Genomic DNA, 20,385 nt, shown 5'->3' with positions numbered 1-20,385 from the left:
TGCTCATTAAGGAGAGGGGAATATAAAAATGAAAAAATTGTTGAACGATCCGAATCAGTTAGTGTCCGATTTCCTAGATGGGTTTACTGCTGTTCATACGAGTCAATTGAAACGCCTTCCAAATAGCAATGTGGTTGTCCGTAAGCAGCCAAAAACGGATAAAGTCGGTGTTATTAGCGGAGGGGGCAGTGGCCATGAGCCTGCTCATGCAGGTTATGTTGGTCAAGGGATGCTCGATGCTGCCGTATGCGGTGAAGTCTTTACTTCGCCAGGGGCTGATCAATTTTTAGCGGCGATTGAAGCAGCCAACCAAGGAAAAGGTGTGCTTCTTGTCATAAAAAATTACAACGGCGATCGAATGAATGCAGAAATGGCGATGGAAATGGCTGAGGCACAAGGTATTCAGACAGAAATGGTGGTCGTTAACGATGATGTAGCTGTGGCTGATCCAGCACAACGGCGTGGCATCGCTGGCACGGTTCTTGTCCATAAAATTGCAGGAGCTTGTGCAGAAACGGGCGCTAGTTTAACGAAAGTAAAGGAAGTCGCTGAAAAAGCAATAAGCCGTATCCGCAGCATGAGTGTGGCTTTAACGCCTTGTTCATTGCCTGGCGTTGACCAACCTAGCTTTGCTTTGGCAGAAGACGAGATGGAAGTCGGCATTGGCATACATGGTGAAAGAGGGATGTATCGAGAAAAAGTCGCTCCATCGCAAGAAATTGCCAAACTGCTCGTGTCGAAAGTGGCCGCTGAATTGCCTGGCTCTGATCCACTAGCTGTCCTTATTAACGGCATGGGCAGCACGCCGTTAGTAGAGCAGTACAGTTTTGCTCGTGACGTGCTAGCTGAACTAGATAAGCAGTCCTATAAAATACATGCCACCTATGTAGGCGATTATATGACAAGCCTTGATATGGCAGGCATTTCCTTGACGTTGTTTGTTGTCGATGACGAGTTAGCGCCTTACTTACAAGCAGAGGCAAGGACCGTGCAATGGCAATCGTAAGCAACTCGTTTTTGAAACAATGGGCGATCATTTTGACAGAGGAGGAACCGGTATGAATACAACACAGCTTAAACAATGGTTAACAGAACTGGCGGCTGTTATTGCGGACAACAGAGACGAATTGTCGAAATTAGACCAAGCATTAGGGGATGGGGATCATGGCATTAACATGCATCGCGGCTTTCAAGCAGTGCTTTCCGAGCTGCCAAACATAAAGGAGGAGGATGAGCCGGCGGCATTGCTGCAAAAAGTCGCTACCATTCTCATTTCAAAAGTAGGAGGAGCGTCAGGACCTTTATACGGTACCGCGTTTTTACGTATGTCCGCTGCATGCAAAGGAAAACAGACACTTGATGATGAGACGATGGTGGTTGCTCTCAAACAAGCAGCTGAAGGCATCGCCCAGCGCGGAAAGGCCGCGCCAGGAGAAGGGACACTTCTTGATGTTTGGTCCACGGTGGCGAATGAAGCAAAGGAAACCGGCATGGATTGGAACCAGTTGGAAGCGTCTGCTAGAGAAGGGATGGAAGCAACGAAGGATATGGTCGTCAAACGTGGCCGGGGCGCGATTTTAGGCGAGCAGTCAGTAGGCCATATCGATCCTGGGGCAGTCTCAAGCTATTATTTGTTTAAAACGCTATGCAACACAATGAAGGCAGGTGAGTGATGTATGGCAGACAGACGTGTAGCGATTTTGCTTATTTCCCATGTGGAAGCACTGGCGGACGGCGCCCAAGCATTGATGCAACAAGCAAACCGTGATGTTGGTATTTATGCTTGTGGCGGTTTGGAAGACGGAGAGATCGGCACAAGCATCGAACGGATTCGCACAGTTATAGACAGAATACCAAGTGATCATGATATTTTGGTTTTCTACGATATAGGAAGTGCGAAAATGAATGCGGAAATGGCACAAGAGTTTGAGCCGAACCGAACGATCATGATTAGCGACGCACCTTTAATCGAAGGAGGATATGTGGCGACGATTCATGCAGGGCTTGGAAAAGGGATCGATGAAGTAAAAAGGAATGCAGAAAGCAGCTACCAGAAAGGGGAGTAAACCAACTGTCATTTCTGTAAAAACGAGCGGGTCACTCTTCTGTTTCTTTTTAAATATGCATAGAAAGCAATTTGAATGGAAATGTTATGGAACAAAGGAGTGATGGTGAATTGACAAGAGGACAGTCTCGTAATAATAAACATAAAGACAAAGCTAAATTGTCGCAAACGCCAAAACAGGAAATCATAAGTGATGGAATTGACGAAGAATATTCCGCCGAACTTGCGGACCAAGACGATATAGAGGCTCAACAACGGGCTGCCGCTGCTGACAGACGCGCCAACCCTGATAACGAAGCATAACGCATATTAGCCAACCTATTCGGGTTGGCTTTTGTTTGTAAAAAGATGGTTGCGTGAATGTTCTTTCTTCGGTATTCTTTCCTATAGAGGGCAAAGCAGGGGGGAAGGATGGAAAAGAAAAAAGAGTGGCGCAAGTTAGCGATTTTGCTTGCTTCGATCGGTATTGCCAACATTGGTGATTTTGTTTATTTAGTGGTGATTAATATTATTGTCTTTGACATGACTGGTTCGGCTGCCGCCGTAGCCGGGTTGTGGATTGTTAGCCCAATTGTGAACATTTGCACGAAATTTTGGACGGGGAGTTTTATTGATTACCGAAGCAAACGGGCAGTAATGATGGTGACATACGGACTTAGGGCCGCTTTTATTGCTTTGCTTCCTTTAGCCCCCAACATCGCTATTATTTATTCGATTCTTGTTTGTTTAAGTGTGGCCCAATCTTTTTTTACGCCAGCTTCGATGACGTATACGACCATGCTCGTTCCTGTTGAAAAGCGGAAGCGCTTTAACGCCATTCGCTCGTTTTGTTCATCGAGTGCGTTTATTGTCGGTCCTGCGATTGGCGGCGCTATGATTCTAGCAACCTCTATTTCCTGGACACTTTGGGCAAATGCTTTGTTTTTTGTCGTTGCTGCTATTTTCCTTGCACTATTGCCAAAGGCAGAGAAAATCAACCAAGCAACGGTTCCAAAATTAACGGTTGCACAAGTTGCTAAAGATTTTACTGCTGTCGCCGCGTTTTTGCGAAACCACCAATATATTACATTCATTTACGTTGTTTTTTTGCTAGTTATGTTGTTTTCGTTTGCCATGGATACGCAAGAAGTTGTCTTTACACAGCAAGTTGTTGGTTTATCGCAAGTTGAATATAGTTTGCTTGTTAGTATTACCGGGATCGGTTCGATTGTTGGCGCCGCCGTTTTGGCGTTGTTTGCCAATCATATTCCGTTGCGGCATATGATTGGCAGTGGGCTCCTTTTAATGACAGCAGGTTACCTCATGTACGCGTTTTCTTGGTCGTTTTGGTCCATTGCCGCTGGCTTTATCGTTCTCGGCTTGTTTAACGTATTTGTGAACGCTGGAATGGCGACTTTTTATCAAAACCACATTCCAGTAAAAATGATGGGGCGAGTTACAAGCATGATGCAATTAGGCCAAAGCATTTTTCAAATTCTTTTTATTTTAGCGGTGGGCGTGATGGCTGATTGGTTTTCCTTACGGCTAACCATTGTGGTGCTCGCCCTTGCGATGGCTGTCCTCGCCTGTTTATTTGCGATTTCCGTTTTCCGACCAGGCAATCGACCATTTTTTGAAGATCAAACAACAAACGAGCAAACGGGGCAACAAGCAAGGTAGGTCATTGCTAAGTTGTTTTCGTTTAGAAAAGGAGGCGGTCATTTGTTTAAAAACACTTTAGAAGGAATTCCGTACGTCGCTGGGGCTAAGTCTATCCGCCAGCTCGTCAAAGGGTTTTCCAATGATGAAAAATATGTACTTGATGAAACCTATCTAGTCCGGCTATTTCCGTTAACGGAAGCAGAATGGCGTAAAAAAGAATTTGAACTAGTTCAAACATGTGCCGCCCATTCTGATTTCGTCCCCAAGGCATTGGCATTTGGCCACTTGCCAGCTGATGGCAAAGCGTATATGGTGCTGACTTACATGCCGGGAAAAGATGGTGAAGAAGCACTGCCGGCGCTGTCTGAAAAGGAGCAATACCAAATCGGTTTTGTGGCGGGGCAAGAGCTGGCTAAGCTGCATGAAATAGAAGCGGATCAGGACTGGCCTTCTTGGGAAATAGCCAAAAAACAAAAGAGCGACCGCTATTTGTCAGCGCTAGAAAAAATAGAAGAGCTTGACCCTGCCCTTAAACAGTTGTTAACAGGCTATATTGGAGAAAATGAATGGTTGCTGAAAGGGCGTCCGAATCGTTTCCAACACGATGACTTTCATCCGGCGAATATGATTATTGACCGTAACCGTTTTGTCGGTTTGGTTGATTTTGGCCGCTTCGACTTTGGCGATCCGCTTCATGACTTGCAAAAACTTGGCTTTTTTTCCATTCGAGTAAGCATTCCCTTTTCCATTGGTGCCATTGACGGCTACCATAACGGTGAAAAACCAGGAGAGCGTTTTTGGCAACTTTATGCCCTGTATAGCGCGATGCATATAGTGTCTGCCATCGTTTGGGGAAAGCGGACTAGCGAAGAACAGTATGACACGCTATTGGCCTACTCTCTTGACGTGGTGAATGATCATCATGATTTTACGGAAATCATCCCTAGTTGGTATCGGCAAAAGGCAGATATGTTTTTTTAGCTGCCACCTCCTTACTCATTTTGATGGAAATCTACATATGCCATGAGTGTGCCCTCTACTAGATTTTCTTTTTAGGCTGGCTTTCTCGATAAAATCCTTCGCTACGATTGGGAGTGAGCCATTCGCTTTCAATAACTTGTATCGCTGCCCCTTTAATAGGAAGAAGGCGGCGTGATAGGCGGCAAGCCAGTGATTCATAGTCTTCGATGAAATCGACATGACGCTCATAGGGGACAAGCACTTCTACGAGTGCAGTGGCCGCGACTTCGTTGAATTGGTTTTTCCAATGTTTATAGTTTGAGAGATCCGTAACACGGAGGCAATCAGACACAGGGTTTTGATAATGGGCGTGGAACAGCGCTTTTGTAGAGGCGAGGTTAGGAGTGCCATTGCCGAAATCGTGGTAAAGCGTTGTCCTGCAAGTGACTTTACAGGCATACATCGATGTCAATCCTCCTCATTAAATCGTGTTGTTAGTATACTAGATTTTAGGAATGAAGCCAACAAAGTTGAAGACGAATAATGGGAGGGCTATACTTCCCATTGTTCGTTTTTTTATATTGACACGTTTCCCAACCATTGCTACACTAACAATGTCCAATAGGAAAATACCCGTATAATTGCAGGAATAAGGCCTGCACGTTTCTACCGAGCCACCGTAAATGGCTTGACTACGGCATGATAAATGGAGCGCAACATCGTTGCGCCGTTTGTGTCAGCCTCAGGTAGAAGATCCCTGGGGTTATTTTGCGTTAGGAGGAAGAAAAAGATGGATCGTTTTTTTAAGCTTACAGAGAATGGGACGTCTGTTAAGCAAGAACTGCTAGCTGGGTTCACCACGTTTCTTGCGATGGCGTACATCTTGTTTGTCAACCCTGATATTCTTGGGGCAGCGGGAATGAACGTTGGGGCAGTGTTTGTTGCGACAGCACTTGCAGCAATGACTGGTTCTATCATTATGGGGCTCGTTGCCAATTACCCAATCGCCCTTGCACCTGGAATGGGACTGAATGCCTTTTTTGCTTTTTCTGCTGTCATTGGCATGGGCTTATCTTGGCAGGCTGCGCTTCTTGCCGTATTTTTCTCAGGTGTCATTTTCCTTGGCATCACCGTTTTTAAAATCCGTGAAAAAATCATTGATGCGATTCCAGAAGAATTAAAATACGCAGCCGGTGCAGGGATTGGGTTGTTTATTGCCTTTATTGGCTTTAAAAATGCAGAGATTATCGTAAGCGACCCCGCCACCTTTGTGGCGCTTGGCGATTTGTCAGCTCCTGGCCCTTTGCTTGCTGTTTTTGGGATTGTCGTTACGATTATTTTTGTCGTCCTCGGCTTTAAGGGTGCGGTGTTCTATGGGTTGGCGATTACTGCAATCGTCGGTGTCATTACTGGTTTTACGACATTAACAGGCGTCGTTAGTGCTCCGCCAAGCATCGCACCGACGTTTTTACAAGCATTCCAAGTAGATTGGCAAAATGAAGTGTTTACTGTGCAAATGGTTGGTGTTGTGTTAACGCTCTTATTCGTTGTCTTTTTCGATACAGCAGGCACTTTATTTGCCGTTGCCACTCAAGCAGGCTTTGTAAAGAACAACAAACTTCCACGTGCGGGCAGAGCGTTGTTTGCCGATGCGAGCGCTACGACCATTGGCTCATTGCTCGGGACATCGACAACAACTGCTTACGTCGAATCCACATCAGGCGTTGCTGTCGGAGGGCGCACAGGGCTAACGGCTATTTTTACAGGATTGCTGTTTGTCGTCGCTCTGTTTTTCTCGCCGTTGCTTAGCATCATTACAGGCCATGTGACTGCTCCGGCATTAATTATCGTTGGCGTCATGATGGCGACATCATTGCGTTTTATCGATTGGAACAAAATGGAGATAGCGATCCCTGTCTTCTTCACAGTTGTCACCATGCCGCTTACGTACAGCATTGCCACTGGTATTGCTCTTGGGTTTGTGCTTTACCCGATTACGATGGTAGTAAAAGGGCGAGGAAAAGAACTCCACCCACTTATGTATTTACTGTTTGTCGTGTTTATCGTCTATTTAGGTTTTCTCCATCATTAAGCAAGAAAGCTGGCGCTCTGTCGCCAGCTTTTTTGCTATAGAGGTAAGGAGGAGTTTTTTGTTTTCTCTTGATAAGGTGGTTAACTCATTTGCCGAATGAAAACTATATTTGTCGTAATAACTCTTAAACTGTCTAAATGGTTGAGTGATCGTTTTTCCATTGTTATTGTTAACTGCGACAGTATCGTATGTTTTTAGGTACCCAACTTTTAAAGGAATGATGTATTAGTGGCTACTATAGGAATACTAATCATTGCCTCGATAAGTGTCATTGCTTTTATTGTCGCTGTATTTGGTAGACACACAATAAAGTCCAATTATTTGGCCAGTTTCTTTTGCATGTTAATAAGTGGTGTCGTACTTATAGAAGTAGTGAGCAGTGGCACTCGTGACGTCTTAACATTTGGCACAATTTTGTTGTTATCCCTTTTTGCCGCTTTTTTTGCTGCCGATTTAAGAACGATCAAATGATTGCGAACCGTTGGCCAGCGATTGGTGATTTTGTCCTTGTTCCAACGTCCATCTAAGCAGTGATCACTCAATCCTTTTGCTTTGCGAATCTGTTAATGCCTCGACCCACTGTTTGAAGTCTACAAGCCGCCTATAGTCGGGTTCAATGCTGGTGCCGGCAATGATTAATGGGATGGTTGAGTCAAGCTTATGCAAAGAACCATGGCCTGCTCCGCCTGAATGTTTTGGTGTATGCTTTGCGATAAATTCATAGCCTGGAAGAGCATCTGCAATTAAAAAGCGGCCATCGTGTGAATGGAGGGCGCCGTGGAGCCTTGCCAGGGCATCGGGGTAGTCATCGAACTGTATGTCATTTTGGTCATTTGTTGTAAGACCTAAAATTGTCTCATCCCCATCGATCGACCAAGTTTGTTGGTAAGGGTCTGTATAGTCGCCGTTGGGAGAAAAGGTAAACAGCTCGTTTGACTTTGGAGAAGAGACATAATTGATGCCATTTTCGCTCCAGGCAACAAAGCCGATTCGTGAGTCGGCTGTTAATTTTGCTGCTACTTCTAAGTAGGAAAGTTGCTCATCAAGCAAATGCAAATAAGTCATGCGCGCGTTAAGGGCAGGAACGATTTGAAAAGATGCTGGAGACGCCTCTTCACCAGCATTCCAAACGGTAAACTGAGACAATAGCTGATTAATGTCAATTTCTGCTGTTTGCCCATCAGCCAAAATATCGGCTTGACCACTATCCCCACAAACAATCCAGATCGCTTGTTCCATTGCTTCTTCCCAAGATCGATACGTGTTTAAAATCGTTTGCAGCTCTTTGTCAACTTGTACAATGCCTTTCACTGCCATCGAGCCGTGTTTGTGGACTTGTTTATCCAATTCAGGGAAGTAAGCGAGCGTAAAAGCAGGCAGTTGGTTTTGCTCGATAAGATAGACTAACTCATTTGCGGTCGCTGTATCTGTTAATCCAGCTGATTTCCATAACTGAAGATCGTTTTTCGGACTAAAATGGGAAAACGCCCCCATTGACAACAACGATGGCCCTTGTGTTTGAATCGTTTTCGGCAGCATATTTAGCCACGCTGCTCCATTAGGTGTCGTTAATGTGTGCGGCTTTGGGCCTCGATAAATTAAACCATTAAGAGATGCTGCTTTGAGGTTGCGGGAAGCTAGTTCTTCATAAATCGTTGCCGTCTGTTTGTTTAAATGCTTTTGGTTTAAATGAAGCATGCTATCAGTTGTGACTTGCTTGACGCCAAGGGCGATGATTTCATTTAAGCCGCTGCCATAATTAACAAGGCGATTTTCATCTGTTTTAAACCAGGCCAAACCGGGAATGCGATGACCGTTTGCATACGTCCCTGTAAGCAAAGTGCTGTCAATGGTCACAGACATTGTTGGATACGAACTAACCAAATCAGTGTAGTAACGGCCATTGTTGATGAGAAACTCAAAAGCTGGAGCATTTCCGTCCGCCACTGCTTTTTGCAATGGCTCGTCCATGAGCGAATCAACCAATAAGAGGATGACAGGTTTGCCTTGCTTGTTGCTAGCATGGTGCTGATTGATGTTTTTGGCGGGAGTGTGTAATCCAATGATCGAAACGGCAGCTAGCAAGAACACGATTAAAAACACAAATAAGAGCTTTTTCTTCATACGAGCGCACTCCTTTAAATCGTTAAGGGAAGAAAGACAACCGGCATCTCAACAGGAAACGCCGGTTGTGTTGTTAAACGTATTACTTTGCATTTGGAAAGATTCGTCGAATGGTTTCATTAAACTCGTCAACAAACCCTTTCACAGGCTCTCCATTATTTATGCGGTCTGTATAATCCCTTGCTCGTTCAACAAAGTCAGGGTTTGAAGAGACATAGACATTGTTCATATTTTCATCTGTTTTCCTAACTTGTTCAGCGATTTTCTCTTTTAACTCCTCTGTGACTTCATCTTCGCCGCGATCGGTCATCATCACAGCAACATAGGCATTATCCCCAGCAATAAGAACGTTAGCCCTTTCCACTTCATCGAGTTCGGCCACGCGTTCAGCTGTTTCATCAGCGACCTCTAGGCGATCTTCTACCGGCCCGGCGTTATCATCATACCCTTGTTGGCGTGTTTCTGTTTCTCTGTTGTCATTGTCGTCCACTTGCTGGTCACGATCATTGTTGTTTTGAGCCATGCCACAACCCGTTAAGACGAGGCCTATGAGACAAATAGCAGAAAACTGTTTGATACGATTCATCAATTATCCCTCCTAATCTTGGTACTGGTAGGATGTGATGATTGTTTGCCTATTATTCACTGGAAAATGAGAAGGTTGTTTTGTTGGGCGATTATGGGGGCCATGCCAATAATTGCAGGTAACAACGCGTCGTTAAATTTTCTATACTTGATGTATAGAGGAGGACGTTCCGTGATTATTTTTACACTATTAGCGATATTGGTTATTTTGCTTTTTTATAGAGGCTACAAAAACACGCAACATTTTGTAGTCAACACGGTTTCTGCATCTGAGTCGGATCGGGAGGCTAACCATTCCTTATGCGTCCTGCATATTTCTGATATGCATCTTGAACGGATTTCCGTCACTCCTGACCAGCTTTATGAAAAATTGCGCCATAAGCGGATAGACTTAATTGCTTTAACGGGTGACTTCGCAGACCGCAAGAAAAGCATTCCGAAAATGATTCCATACTTGAAGATGTTCAGCCGATTAAGGCCGCTCTATGGGATGTATGCTGTATTTGGCAATCACGATTATTGGTTGAAGAACCCTGATTTTCAAGCCCTGAAGGAAGTATTAGAAAAGCATGGTTGTAAGACGATGCAAAACGAAAATGAGGCGATCATGATCGACGGGAAACGGTTAAATATTATCGGCATTGATGATGCTGGATCTAACCGAGAGGATATAGACAAAGCATTTAATGGCGTAGCCAATGGATATAACCTCGTATTGACCCATGATCCGAACATTGTCCTTGATATGGATCATGTCTCGTTTGATTATTTGCTTGCTGGTCATTTTCATGGCGGGCAAATCCATTGGCCAAAGCCTTATCACCTTGTGAAAATGGGAAAATTAGTACGTTTGAAAATGGTAAAAGGGTTGCATCACCATAAAGGACAACCGTTTTATATTAGTGAAGGTTTAGGACAAACAGGGTTAAATATCCGCCTTGGAAGCCGCCCTGAAATTACGCTGCACCATTTCGCGTTAGGGTGTTAACAAAAAATAATAGCACGTTAGCTGGTTAGGTGCTTGCCACTAAGAGAAGGGCCTCCAAGAAAGGGTGTCCTCTTTCTTGGAGGCTTAAGTCATTTTGAAAAGAACCCCCGCAAAACAAAGGCAATATTTTGCGGACGTTCGGCAAGGCGGCGCATGAAGTAACCGAACCAATCGGTTCCAAAAGGCACGTATAACCGGACTTTGTAGCCTTGTTCGAGCAGTTCCTTTTGTAGCGTTTCGCGAAAACCATAAAGCATTTGAAATTCAAACTGACTTTTAGGAATGCGGTTTTCCGCCGCATACGTTTTAACTTTTTCAATAATATGGTGGTCGTGGCTGGCAATCGCCGTATACGAACCGTTATCAAGGTGAAGACGAATAATGTTGAAATAGTTTTCATCGATAAGGGCCTTTTCTTGTAATGCCACTTCTGCTGATTCTTTGTAAGCCCCTTTAACGAGGCGGAGAGGAACGCCTTTTAACGAGCGGACGTCTTCTTCTGCTCGGTGCAAGTAAGCTTGGATGACAGTGCCAACGCCGTCGTATTCATTCCTGAGTTTCTCTAAAATACGCAAAGTTTGTTCGCAGTGCGCATAATCCTCCATATCGATTCGGACGAAAATTCCGAAGCTACGTGCCGTCTGGACAATCCGTTTCATGTTTTTGAGGCAGAACGATTCATCAATATCAAGGCCAAGCTGCGTCAGTTTGAGGGAAAGGTTGCAGTCAGCCCCTGTTTCATTAATGGCGCGTAGGACGTCTAAGCATGCTTCTGTTGAGTCAAGCGCTTCTTGTTCTTCGGTGACGAATTCGCCTAAATGGTCTAATGTACAAACTAGGCCTTTGTTATTTAAATCAATAACTGTGGCCATCGCTTCTTCCAGTGTTTGTCCAGCGACGAATTGCCGCGCGCCAAATTTTAATCCCCATTTTTTAGCTGCTTTATTTAATGGTTTGCTTTTAGCAAGCTGCATAAAGAATGAACGAAGCGGTTGATCTAGAACCATCGATGATTCCTCCTATTGAAATGTGAAGTTGCTAATAACAATGCAAGAAATGTGCCAATAATGAAAAATACGCGAAGAAAAAAAGATTGTTTATTGGCCAGGTTCGTCTAAAATAAAAGACAATAAGACAATTGTGTATAACGGATAAATCCGTAAAGGAGTGTGACTCTGTTGCGTAGATCTCTTAAAGATGTGGCGGTGCCAATTGCCGATCAACCAAAAAACAGCGAGTGGCGGCTGCCTGAAGACACATTGATTGCACAGTTGCCGCCGTTGTTAGAACCAAAAGACATTTATACGGTAGATCACATGAACAACGTGGTTGGGATTGTCAAAAAACAAGTGTTGGCCAATGTTTTGCTGGAAGAGCTAAAGCGCACAAATGCCTTTTTACAAACAATGATGGAAGCGATGGATGACGCAGTCACCATGGTTGATGAAGAACAGCGGATTATCCAAATTAACGCCAAATCAGAACAATTGTATGCGTTAACAAGCTGTGCTATTGCCGGCAAGCCTTTGCGCGATTACTTTGATGAGGAAGCGCTCGTGCTTTGGTCCGTTATGAAAGATAAACAACCAGTCGTCCATCAATACAACCAGCCGAAGCCTGGCTTGCATGTCATAGTGAATACGGTTCCAGTATTTGAAGGAGAAGCGTGCGTCGGCGGCCTCTCGATCGAACGGGACATTACAGATGTGGTTCGCTTAAATGAAGAATTATCGTCTAAAACCGCGTCTTTGCATCATTTGAATACGACTAGCGAAGATGAACCTTTTCAGAAAATCATCGGGCGCAGTGAACCGATTAGGCGGGCCATCCATCTTGCCTCTAAAGTGGCAAAAACAACGGCGAATGTTTTAATTACAGGCGAAAGCGGCGTTGGCAAGGAACTGTTCGCGGAGGGCATCCACCAGGCAAGTGACAGAGCAGAAAAACCGTTTATTGCCATTAATTGCGGCGCCATTCCTGCAGCGTTATTTGAAAGCGAATTATTTGGCTATGTGCAAGGCGCCTTTACTGGTGCCGCCAAAGGTGGCAAAAAGGGAAAACTCGATGCAGCCAAAGGAGGCACGCTATTTCTTGACGAAGTTGGAGAAATGCCTGCTGAATTGCAAGTAAAGCTGTTGCGTGTGCTGGAAGAACGAGCGTACTACCGAGTAGGCGGGCATGAAGCGATTCCGCTTGATGTCCGTATTGTGGCGGCAACGAACCGTGATTTAGAAAAGATGGTTGCGGAAGGCCGTTTTCGTGAAGATTTTTACTATCGTCTCCATGTCATTTCCATTTCCATTCCGCCTTTAAGAGAGCGCATAGAAGATTTACCTGAGCTCGTCCAATCTTTTTTACAGGAATTTGCCCAGCGCTATGAAAAACCGGTGCCTAAATTGGATCCAGAAGTACTATACGCGCTTAGGACGCAGAAATGGGAAGGAAACATTCGCCAATTGCGAAATTTAATCGAACGAATTGTGATTTTGAACGGCGACCACGAAGGGTCCGTTCATTGGTACCATTTGCCTGAATCGTACCAACAGAAATTGAAACACATGCCGTTGGCTTCAAAAGACAAGCCAAAAAAAGACGAGCGAATCGAAATCATCAATGCGCTAGAAAAAACATATGGCAACAAATCAGCTGCTGCAAAACTGTTAGGCATTTCACGGGCAACGTTATACAATAAATTAAAACACTACAAATTGTAAGCGGTAACTGTCTAAATAGACAAAAGTGTATAAACAAAAAATAGACACAATCTGTTCAAGATTGTGTCTAAGGTTGTTGACAAAGTCGATAACCTCTCTCAAAGGAGCAGTTAAAACATTTCTGAAATGGTTTTAGCTTGCATATGGAGAGTAAGGTAATCTGGTCCGCCTGCTTTTGAGTCGGTACCTGACATTTTAAAGCCACCGAATGGATGGTAGCCTACAATCGCCCCTGTGCAGTTACGGTTAAAGTAAAGGTTTCCGACGTGGAAATCCTGTTTAGCCTGCTCGATTTTTGCGCGGTTATTTGTTATTACAGCCCCAGTTAGCCCGTATTCTGTATTGTTGGCAATTTCGAGCGCTTCAGCAAATGTCGACGCCTTGCTAATGGCTAAGACAGGGCCGAAAATTTCTTCCTGCATGATCCGCGCTTTTGGATCAACATCGGCAAAAACGGTTGGGTGAATGAAGTAACCTTCTGCATCGTCGCTTTTGCCGCCAGCAACTAGTTTCCCTTCGGATTTGCCAATTTCAATATAACCTGTAATCTTGTCAAATGCCGCTTGGTCAATGACAGGCCCCATATAATAGTTCGTCGCATCTGCCGGGTTGCCAACGGTAAGCGCTTCTGTTTTTTCCACTACTTTTGCGACAACCTCGTCATAAAGGTCCTCATGGATGACTGCGCGTGAGCCCGCTGAACACTTTTGTCCAGAGAAGCCAAATGCGGAAATAACGATTGCTTCAACCGCCGTGTCAATATCGGCTTCATTGTCAACGACGACCGTGTCTTTCCCGCCCATCTCCACGATCACACGTTTCAAATGGTTTTGTCCGGCTTGGACGATTGCCGCTTTTTCATACAAGCGGACGCCGACATCCCGTGAACCTGTAAATGTGATAAGCGCGGTTTTAGGATGTTCAACAAGGTAATCGCCTACTTCACTGCCGCTTCCAGGGACGAAGTTAATAACCCCTTTCGGAACGCCAGCTTCTTCTAACACTTCGACAAATTTAGCAGCAACCACCGGTGTTGTGCTTGCAGGTTTAAGCAACACGGTATTGCCAGTGACAAGAGGAGCTACCGTTGTGCCTGCCATAATCGCAAACGCAAAGTTCCAAGGTGAAATAACAACGGTAACGCCAGTTGGTGTATAAATATAGCGGTTTAGTTCGCCTTCCCGGCTGTGAACAGACTTTCCTTCGGCTAATTCAACCATTTGCCGGGCATAATATTCCATAAAATCAATGCCTTCAGCAGTGTCTGCATCGGCTTCTTTCCAAGGTTTTCCGGCTTCTTTTATGAGCAGCGCCGTAAATTCATGTTTGCGGCGGCGCACAATTGCTGCTGCGCGGACAAGAATATTGGCGCGTTCTGCAGGCGCTACCGTTCTCCATGATTCAAACGCAGTGCTGGCGGCCTCAATCGCTTGCTCGGCATGCGCTTTTGTCGCTTTGCCTGTCGTACCAATCAATTCTTGTTTGTTCGCCGGGTTATAAGATGAAATCGTGTCATCCGTCTCAACGCGTTCGCCATTAATGACCAATGGGTAATGACCGCCTAGGTTCGCCTCCACTTGCTTAATCGCTGTAAGCAGTTCTTGTTTGTTTGCCTCAATTGTAAAATCAGTAAATGGTTCATGCTTATAAGGGGTAAACATTGGCTAATTCCTCCTTAAAAATTAAATTCATGATGAATCATGCAAGATGCGTGCCAAATTAACATGGTTACAAAATCGATAACGGTGGCCTAGTGGGCTCATAAATGTGGGCGGATGACCACTTGAATCATGAACGCATCGGTTCGCTGGCAGAAATACACGACATGTTTTTTCTATCATCCGGGTATACAAATAAAAAGTGGAGGAGGGGATCTTATGCGTAAACTGGCCGCACAAGTACTAACAATTGTGGCTGTCTATGGAGTCAAAAAAATGATTAACCGGTTTGTGCTTGAAGGCAAGTCGGCTAAAGCGCCAAAAGCGTAATCAGGAGGCTCATGCTTCCTGATTTTTTATGGAAACTTTAGTGGAAAATTACTTAAGTTAAAACAAGTTTAACCTTCGTAAGCTAATATAGAAGAAAAAGGAGGCGAAAATGGCTAAGAAAAATGTCTTTATTGGCGTGGTTAGTGTACTTATCATTCTTTTTTCAGAAGAAGCATATGCAGAGGAAACAACGATCCGTATTCTCCACACGAATGACGCCCATGGCCGTGCATTTGAAGGGGAATTAGATGGCATCGGTTATGCAAAAATGAAAACGCTGATCGCTGAAAACCGCGGAGAGCACTCGCTGTTAGTGGATGCAGGCGATACGTTCCACGGGACGACGTTTGCTTCTCTTGAGAAAGGGAGAACGATTGCAGATGTATTAAATGCAGTCGGTTACGATGCTTTTGTACCTGGAAACCATGATTTTAATTATGGGCTTGATCGATTGTATGAGCTTGAGGAAACAATTGATTTTCCAGTCATTGCTGCTAACCTCCTTAACGATGAAGAAGAGCCATTGTTTGAACCATTCATGCTGGAAGAATTCGATGATGTAACGGTCGGCATTTTTGGGTTAGCTACACCGGAAACTGCTTTCAAAACACATCCAAATAATGTCGCAGCGGTTACGTTTGAAGACCCATCAGCTGCTGCACAAAGAATGGTCGATCTTCTACAGCAAGAAGGCGCTGATGTCATTGTGGCGCTTGCCCATTTAGGCATTGATGAAACGAGTGAACACACAAGTCAGAAAGTAGCGGCTGAAGTCCAAGGGATTGACGTGATTATTGACGGGCACAGCCACTCGGAGTTGCCAACAGGACTTGCAGGAGAAAATGATACGCTCATTGCAAGCGCCGGGGAATATTTGCAAAACCTTGGCGTAGTCGATTTGGTGTTTGCAGATGGCATCCTTGTTGAAAAAAGCGCAAAGCTGATCCAGCAAAGTGAAGCAGAGGCGATCGAACCTGACGAAAAAGTAGAGGCATTGCTGGCAGAGTTAGAAGAGGGGCAACAAGCCATTTTGGCTGAACCTGTCGGGCACACTGCCGTCGACTTAAATGGCGAGCGGGAGCATGTTCGAGTGGAAGAAACGAATTTAGGCAACTTCATTGCGGATGTGCTTCGTAACGCAACGGAGGCGGACATTGCCTTGACTAATGGAGGCGGCATCCGTGCTTCCGTTCAAGCAGGAATGATAACGAAAGGGGACTTAGTCGAGGTTTCCCCTTTTGGCAATTACGCCGTAACCATAGAAGTGACAGGTGCCCAACTGCTTAAAGTTTTGGAAAACGGAGTGAGTGGCTATCCAGAACCGAGCGGCGGTTTTCCGCAAATCAGCGGGTTTTCGTTTCAGTTCGATCCCAACAATAAACCTGGACAGAGAGTCCATTCTGTTCTCGTAAAAGGCAAGCCGCTGCAAGAAAACGAAACATATTTGCTTGCTACAAATGATTTTCTTGCTGCTGGCGGAGATGAATACACGGATTTGGCTAATGCACCGATTGTCAATGAATTTAGCGCAGTCGATGAATTGCTGATTGAGTACTTGCAAGACGCAGGCGAAATCGCTCCTAAAAGAGAAGGCAGAATTCAAATGGCAGCCATACCAGCAGAAACACAAGCACCTTTACATGCTGAATACGTCATTCAGCCAGGAGATACGTTGTTTGAAATCGGCCTTCGTTTAAATGTTCAATGGCCAAAATTACTTGAAATGAACCCTTCAATTAGAGACGAAGATGTCATCTTTTCAGGCGAGACCATTCTTGTACCGCACACACGGACGTAACCACGTCCGTACCTTTTTTAATGTTTGATTGTAAAGTCAACTAGACAAAAAGTAAAATGTACTATACAATAAAAGCAGAATTGAATCGAGAAGGTGGACTATGGAGATTGAAAACAGGGTAAAAGTATTGCGTGCTGAAAAACGAATGACACAGGGAGAACTAGCCGAGGCAGTGGGGGTGACAAGGCAAACGATTGTTGCCTTGGAAAAAGGGCGGTATTCGCCCTCATTATTGCTTGCCCTTCAAATAGCGAAGCAATTTGAATTACCTGTAGAAGATGTGTTTTTTTTAACTGAAGAGGAGTGATCGAATTTGAAATGGTGGTTTACGATCGTTAGTTTAGTGGTTACAATCGGGTTGTTTACATGGCAGCTCGTTGAATATTTCCGTGGCTTTGATGAGATTAAAACGGCAACAGGGTCATGGGAAATATCAATTAATATACTCCCCACGACTATTATAATTGTTGGCGCGATCATTTACGGGATTGTGAGCGTTTATTTAAAGAAAAAAGGTATCATGTTCCAAAAAGGGCTGTTGATGCCTCCAGAGTTTTCGGAGCGTGATGAGCGTGAGAAAGAAATCACTGCTAATGCTTGCCGTACTGCTTATTTAAGCATGTATATTATCTATCCTGTCCTAGCGGCCTTACTTGTTGTTTATCCGTTGGTGCAAACGAAACTGCCGTACTTGCCGATCATTCTTGTTATGGCAGGGCCGCTTTTGCAGGCATCTGTTTATATGGTTTCATGGCGAAAAGGGTATTTGTCTTAATGCTGGCTTTAATTCAAAAGAAGGGATAGGTCTAACATGAAGGAACGTTGCGCGCTTCTTATTATTGATATGATTAATCCGTTTGATTTTGACGATGCTGATAAGCTATTGCCAAATGCAAAGAACTGCGCGAAAGCGATTGCTAACTTAAAGGCAATACTACGCGCCAAAGAATGGCCAATCATTTATGTTAACGACAATTATGGCGATTGGCAATCGGAATTTACACAGGTCTATAATCATATTGTCAACAATCGTTTGCCAGGAGCACCAATTGCGAAGCTGCTTGCTCCTGATACAGAGGACTATTCGGTGTTAAAACCCCAATTCTCGGGGTTTTTCGCTTCTCCTTTAGACATGCTTTTAAGGGAGCTTAATATTCAGACACTCATTTTGACAGGAGTAGTTGGCAACATGTGCGTCGAGTTTACGGCCAACGATGCCTACATGCGCGATTATCAGCTGCTTATCCCTAAAGACGGTTTTGCCTGTTTTACAGAAGAAGAGTACGACGCTTCATTAAACCATTTCACCACGGTTTTGAAGGCGGATGTGTCTTCCTCAAAAGAACTGCAAAAATGCCTAAACCGATAAAAGAATTGACGCAGAAGTGAATTTTAGTAAAATAGAATTGTTAGCACTCTAAACAAACGAGTGCTAAAAGATTCGTGATTGGATGGAAGGGAGCGCTCTTTTAATGGAAAAGAAGCAATTTCAAGCTGAATCAAAGCGTTTGTTAGAAATGATGGTCAATTCCATTTACTCGCAGAAGGAGATTTTTCTGCGCGAACTGATCTCAAATGCAAGTGATGCAATTGACAAAATGTATTATCGCTCGTTAACGGATGACTCGCTTTCATTTGAAAAAGACCGCTATGCGATTTATGTAGAGGCGGATAAAGATAACCGCAAGCTTGTAATGAAAGACACAGGGATTGGCATGACGAAAGAAGAGCTCGAAGCCAATTTAGGTACGATTGCCAAAAGTGGTTCACTCGCTTTTAAGAAAGAAACGGAAATTGAAGACGGCCACGACATTATTGGCCAATTTGGCGTTGGTTTTTACGCTGCCTTTATGGTCGCTGATAAAGTGACTGTCATTACACGGTCCATTGATAGCGACCAAGCTTATAAATGGGAATCGGATGGCACAGATGGGTATACAATTGAACCGGCTGAAAAAGAAGATGTCGGCACGGTCATCACACTCCACATAAAAGAAAATACGGATGATGAATCCTATGATGAATACTTAGAGGAGTACCGTATAAAAGCAATTATTAAAAAGTACTCTGATTTTATCCGCTATCCAATCAAAATGAATGTAACAGTAAGCAAACCAAAAGAAGACAATGAAGACGAATATGCAGAGTACCAGGAAGAGCAAACGATTAACAGCATGGTGCCGATTTGGCGCAAAAACAAAAGTGAGCTAAAAGACAGCGATTATGAACAGTTTTATCAAGACAAGCGTTACGGTTTTGATAAGCCCCTTGAACATATTCATGTATCAGTAGATGGCGCAATCCGTTACAACGCGATTTTATTTATCCCAGAGCATACGCCGTTTGATTATTACTCCAAAGAGTATGAAAAAGGCTTAGAGCTTTATGCCAACGGCGTGTTGATTATGGAAAAATGCGCAGAGCTTTTACCTGACTACTTCAGTTTTGTGAAAGGGATGGTTGATTCAGAAGACCTTTCACTCAATATTTCTAGGGAAATGCTCCAGCATGACAGGCAACTAAAGCTGATCGCTAAAAATATTAAGTCAAAAATCAAGAGCCAGCTGAAAACAATGCTGAAGAAAGAGCCGGACAAATACGAGAAGTTTTATAAAGCGTTCGGGCGCCAATTAAAATTTGGCGTGTACAATGACTTTGGTGCCAATAAAGACGACTTGCAAGACTTGCTGCTCTTCTATTCCTCAACAGAGAAAAAACTAGTGTCGTTAAGCGATTATGTATCGCGGATGAAAGAAGGGCAAACGTACATTTATTATGCGACGGGCGAGTCGAACGAACGAATCGCCAAACTGCCGCAGACGGAAATGGTAGCTGACCAAGGCTATGAAATTCTCTATTTCACTGAAGATGTAGATGAGTTCGCGATTAAAATGCTCCGTTCTTATGATGAAAAAGAATTTATGTCTGTCTCCAGCGCCGATTTGGATATTGAAACTGACGAAAAGCAAGAGGAAGAGACGAACAGCGAAGAGAACAAAAAACTATTTGAGAAAATGAAAAGCATTTTAGATGGAAAAGTAAAAGATGTACGCACGTCCAAACGTTTAAAAAGCCATCCTGTCTTTTTAGCTGCAGATGGTGAGATTACGTTAGAAATGGAAAAAGTTTTACAAGCAATGCCAGACAACCAAAATGTAAAAGCGGAAAAAGTATTGGAAATCAACCCAAACCATGACGTCTTTCATTCCTTGAAACAAGCATATGAGGAAGACGAAGACAAATTAAAGCTATATACCAACTTGCTATACAACCAAGCGCTCCTTATTGAAGGGCTGCCTCTTGAAGACCCAGTCGAATTCTCACAAAACATGTGCAAAGTCATGGTTTAACATCCGTTTTTTGTTTAAGCCTGCCGATGATCAATGTCGGCAGGCTTTTTCAATAGAGACGAAATTCACGATAAGAAGAT

The 20,385-nt window shown here is 44.1% G+C and carries 20 protein-coding genes and 1 riboswitch; of the genes, 15 read left to right on the top strand and 5 right to left on the bottom strand.

All coding sequences use genetic code 11. From position 1 onward, the window contains the following. Positions 1 to 28 precede the first annotated feature (28 nt). From dhaK to BUC05_RS13660, 6 genes are all read left to right on the top strand, one after another. Positions 29 to 1,006, top strand: coding sequence for a dihydroxyacetone kinase subunit DhaK (dhaK, locus tag BUC05_RS13685; protein WP_063608825.1), 978 nt, complete (start codon positions 29 to 31; stop codon positions 1,004 to 1,006). Positions 1,007 to 1,058: 52 nt separating this feature from the next. Beyond that, the gene (dhaL, locus tag BUC05_RS13680; RefSeq protein WP_011245808.1) at positions 1,059 to 1,673 is read left to right on the top strand and encodes a dihydroxyacetone kinase subunit DhaL; all 615 of its coding nucleotides are present in this window, start codon (positions 1,059 to 1,061) and stop codon (positions 1,671 to 1,673) included. Between the two features lie 3 nt (positions 1,674 to 1,676). Next, positions 1,677 to 2,066, top strand: a complete 390-nt coding sequence (gene dhaM / locus BUC05_RS13675) for a dihydroxyacetone kinase phosphoryl donor subunit DhaM (protein ID WP_011245809.1) — start codon at positions 1,677 to 1,679, stop codon at positions 2,064 to 2,066. A gap of 110 nt (positions 2,067 to 2,176) precedes the next feature. Beyond that, positions 2,177 to 2,368 (top strand): YfhD family protein, encoded by a 192-nt coding sequence (locus BUC05_RS13670; protein WP_011245810.1) that lies wholly within the window; start codon positions 2,177 to 2,179, stop codon positions 2,366 to 2,368. Positions 2,369 to 2,476: 108 nt separating this feature from the next. Then, positions 2,477 to 3,724 (top strand): MFS transporter, encoded by a 1,248-nt coding sequence (locus BUC05_RS13665; RefSeq protein ID WP_011245811.1) that lies wholly within the window; start codon positions 2,477 to 2,479, stop codon positions 3,722 to 3,724. Positions 3,725 to 3,766: 42 nt separating this feature from the next. Continuing rightward, a complete protein-coding gene (locus BUC05_RS13660) occupies positions 3,767 to 4,687 on the top strand; it encodes a phosphotransferase family protein (RefSeq protein WP_011245812.1) in 921 nt (306 codons plus the stop codon). A 58-nt stretch (positions 4,688 to 4,745) separates the two neighbouring features. Here the strand turns inward: BUC05_RS13660 and BUC05_RS13655 are convergent, their stop codons facing one another. After that, complete coding sequence (locus BUC05_RS13655) at positions 4,746 to 5,129, bottom strand: hypothetical protein (protein WP_011245813.1); 384 nt, start codon at positions 5,127 to 5,129, stop codon at positions 4,746 to 4,748. Between the two features lie 150 nt (positions 5,130 to 5,279). Continuing rightward, a riboswitch (purine riboswitch) is annotated at positions 5,280 to 5,381 on the top strand. Between the two features lie 75 nt (positions 5,382 to 5,456). On the opposite strand from BUC05_RS13655, the gene BUC05_RS13650 reads away from it, so the two are divergent. Beyond that, positions 5,457 to 6,758, top strand: coding sequence for an NCS2 family permease (locus tag BUC05_RS13650; RefSeq protein ID WP_011245814.1), 1,302 nt, complete (start codon positions 5,457 to 5,459; stop codon positions 6,756 to 6,758). A 228-nt stretch (positions 6,759 to 6,986) separates the two neighbouring features. After that, entirely contained in the window at positions 6,987 to 7,229 is a 243-nt protein-coding gene (locus tag BUC05_RS13645; RefSeq protein WP_035204741.1) for a hypothetical protein, read from the top strand. A 63-nt stretch (positions 7,230 to 7,292) separates the two neighbouring features. Here BUC05_RS13645 and BUC05_RS13640 read toward each other — a convergent pair whose 3' ends face one another. After that, on the bottom strand, positions 7,293 to 8,882 hold the full coding sequence (locus BUC05_RS13640; RefSeq protein WP_035204743.1) for an alkaline phosphatase family protein: 1,590 nt from the start codon (positions 8,880 to 8,882) through the stop codon (positions 7,293 to 7,295). Positions 8,883 to 8,964: 82 nt separating this feature from the next. Beyond that, positions 8,965 to 9,468 carry a YhcN/YlaJ family sporulation lipoprotein gene (locus BUC05_RS13635; RefSeq protein ID WP_035204745.1) on the bottom strand — a complete coding sequence of 168 codons (504 nt, stop codon included), beginning with the start codon at positions 9,466 to 9,468 and terminating at the stop codon, positions 8,965 to 8,967. 150 nt (positions 9,469 to 9,618) lie between these two features. Here BUC05_RS13635 and BUC05_RS13630 point away from each other — a divergent pair, with 150 nt between their 5' ends. Continuing rightward, positions 9,619 to 10,455 (top strand): metallophosphoesterase, encoded by an 837-nt coding sequence (locus BUC05_RS13630; protein ID WP_035204865.1) that lies wholly within the window; start codon positions 9,619 to 9,621, stop codon positions 10,453 to 10,455. Positions 10,456 to 10,544: 89 nt separating this feature from the next. Here BUC05_RS13630 and BUC05_RS13625 read toward each other — a convergent pair whose 3' ends face one another. Continuing rightward, positions 10,545 to 11,462: a proline dehydrogenase family protein gene (locus BUC05_RS13625; protein WP_035204746.1), complete on the bottom strand. Its 918-nt coding sequence runs from the start codon at positions 11,460 to 11,462 to the stop codon at positions 10,545 to 10,547. 171 nt (positions 11,463 to 11,633) lie between these two features. Between BUC05_RS13625 and BUC05_RS13620 the strand changes: the two genes are divergently transcribed. Next, positions 11,634 to 13,169, top strand: coding sequence for a sigma-54 interaction domain-containing protein (locus BUC05_RS13620; RefSeq protein ID WP_073305067.1), 1,536 nt, complete (start codon positions 11,634 to 11,636; stop codon positions 13,167 to 13,169). 110 nt (positions 13,170 to 13,279) lie between these two features. Here BUC05_RS13620 and pruA read toward each other — a convergent pair whose 3' ends face one another. Continuing rightward, positions 13,280 to 14,830: an L-glutamate gamma-semialdehyde dehydrogenase gene (pruA, locus tag BUC05_RS13615; protein ID WP_035204751.1), complete on the bottom strand. Its 1,551-nt coding sequence runs from the start codon at positions 14,828 to 14,830 to the stop codon at positions 13,280 to 13,282. Positions 14,831 to 15,266: 436 nt separating this feature from the next. Between pruA and BUC05_RS13610 the strand changes: the two genes are divergently transcribed. The 5 genes from BUC05_RS13610 (at position 15,267) to htpG (ending at position 20,305) form a co-directional block, all read left to right on the top strand. Continuing rightward, positions 15,267 to 16,955: a 5'-nucleotidase C-terminal domain-containing protein gene (locus BUC05_RS13610; protein ID WP_035204752.1), complete on the top strand. Its 1,689-nt coding sequence runs from the start codon at positions 15,267 to 15,269 to the stop codon at positions 16,953 to 16,955. Between the two features lie 100 nt (positions 16,956 to 17,055). Next, the gene (locus tag BUC05_RS13605) at positions 17,056 to 17,262 is read left to right on the top strand and encodes a helix-turn-helix transcriptional regulator (protein WP_035204754.1); all 207 of its coding nucleotides are present in this window, start codon (positions 17,056 to 17,058) and stop codon (positions 17,260 to 17,262) included. 6 nt (positions 17,263 to 17,268) lie between these two features. Continuing rightward, a complete protein-coding gene (locus BUC05_RS13600; RefSeq protein ID WP_051881226.1) occupies positions 17,269 to 17,730 on the top strand; it encodes a hypothetical protein in 462 nt (153 codons plus the stop codon). Between the two features lie 36 nt (positions 17,731 to 17,766). Beyond that, positions 17,767 to 18,324, top strand: coding sequence for a cysteine hydrolase family protein (locus tag BUC05_RS13595; RefSeq protein ID WP_035204756.1), 558 nt, complete (start codon positions 17,767 to 17,769; stop codon positions 18,322 to 18,324). A 103-nt stretch (positions 18,325 to 18,427) separates the two neighbouring features. Further along, entirely contained in the window at positions 18,428 to 20,305 is a 1,878-nt protein-coding gene (gene htpG, locus BUC05_RS13590; RefSeq protein WP_011245825.1) for a molecular chaperone HtpG, read from the top strand. Positions 20,306 to 20,385: the final 80 nt, after the last annotated feature.

Origin of the sequence: Shouchella rhizosphaerae (genome assembly GCF_900142675.1) — a bacterium.
Lineage (GTDB): Bacteria > Bacillota > Bacilli > Bacillales > Bacillaceae_D > Shouchella > Shouchella rhizosphaerae.
Note: the sequence above shows the minus strand (reverse complement) of the source record. Positions and strands in the feature narration are given on the sequence as shown.

What these genes read in the sequence shown, in the direction of transcription:
- dhaK (WP_063608825.1), top strand. Translation starts at nt 29, where the DNA reads ATGAAAAAATTGTTGAACGATCCGAATCAGTTAGTGTCCGATTTCCTA.
- dhaL (WP_011245808.1), top strand. Translation starts at nt 1,059, where the DNA reads ATGAATACAACACAGCTTAAACAATGGTTAACAGAACTGGCGGCTGTT.
- dhaM (WP_011245809.1), top strand. Translation starts at nt 1,677, where the DNA reads ATGGCAGACAGACGTGTAGCGATTTTGCTTATTTCCCATGTGGAAGCA.
- BUC05_RS13665 (WP_011245811.1), top strand. Translation starts at nt 2,477, where the DNA reads ATGGAAAAGAAAAAAGAGTGGCGCAAGTTAGCGATTTTGCTTGCTTCG.
- BUC05_RS13655 (WP_011245813.1), bottom strand. Translation starts at nt 5,129, where the DNA reads ATGTATGCCTGTAAAGTCACTTGCAGGACAACGCTTTACCACGATTTC.
- BUC05_RS13650 (WP_011245814.1), top strand. Translation starts at nt 5,457, where the DNA reads ATGGATCGTTTTTTTAAGCTTACAGAGAATGGGACGTCTGTTAAGCAA.
- BUC05_RS13640 (WP_035204743.1), bottom strand. Translation starts at nt 8,882, where the DNA reads ATGAAGAAAAAGCTCTTATTTGTGTTTTTAATCGTGTTCTTGCTAGCT.
- BUC05_RS13635 (WP_035204745.1), bottom strand. Translation starts at nt 9,468, where the DNA reads ATGAATCGTATCAAACAGTTTTCTGCTATTTGTCTCATAGGCCTCGTC.
- BUC05_RS13630 (WP_035204865.1), top strand. Translation starts at nt 9,619, where the DNA reads ATGTATAGAGGAGGACGTTCCGTGATTATTTTTACACTATTAGCGATA.
- BUC05_RS13625 (WP_035204746.1), bottom strand. Translation starts at nt 11,462, where the DNA reads ATGGTTCTAGATCAACCGCTTCGTTCATTCTTTATGCAGCTTGCTAAA.
- pruA (WP_035204751.1), bottom strand. Translation starts at nt 14,830, where the DNA reads ATGTTTACCCCTTATAAGCATGAACCATTTACTGATTTTACAATTGAG.
- BUC05_RS13610 (WP_035204752.1), top strand. Translation starts at nt 15,267, where the DNA reads ATGGCTAAGAAAAATGTCTTTATTGGCGTGGTTAGTGTACTTATCATT.
- BUC05_RS13605 (WP_035204754.1), top strand. Translation starts at nt 17,056, where the DNA reads ATGGAGATTGAAAACAGGGTAAAAGTATTGCGTGCTGAAAAACGAATG.
- BUC05_RS13595 (WP_035204756.1), top strand. Translation starts at nt 17,767, where the DNA reads ATGAAGGAACGTTGCGCGCTTCTTATTATTGATATGATTAATCCGTTT.
- htpG (WP_011245825.1), top strand. Translation starts at nt 18,428, where the DNA reads ATGGAAAAGAAGCAATTTCAAGCTGAATCAAAGCGTTTGTTAGAAATG.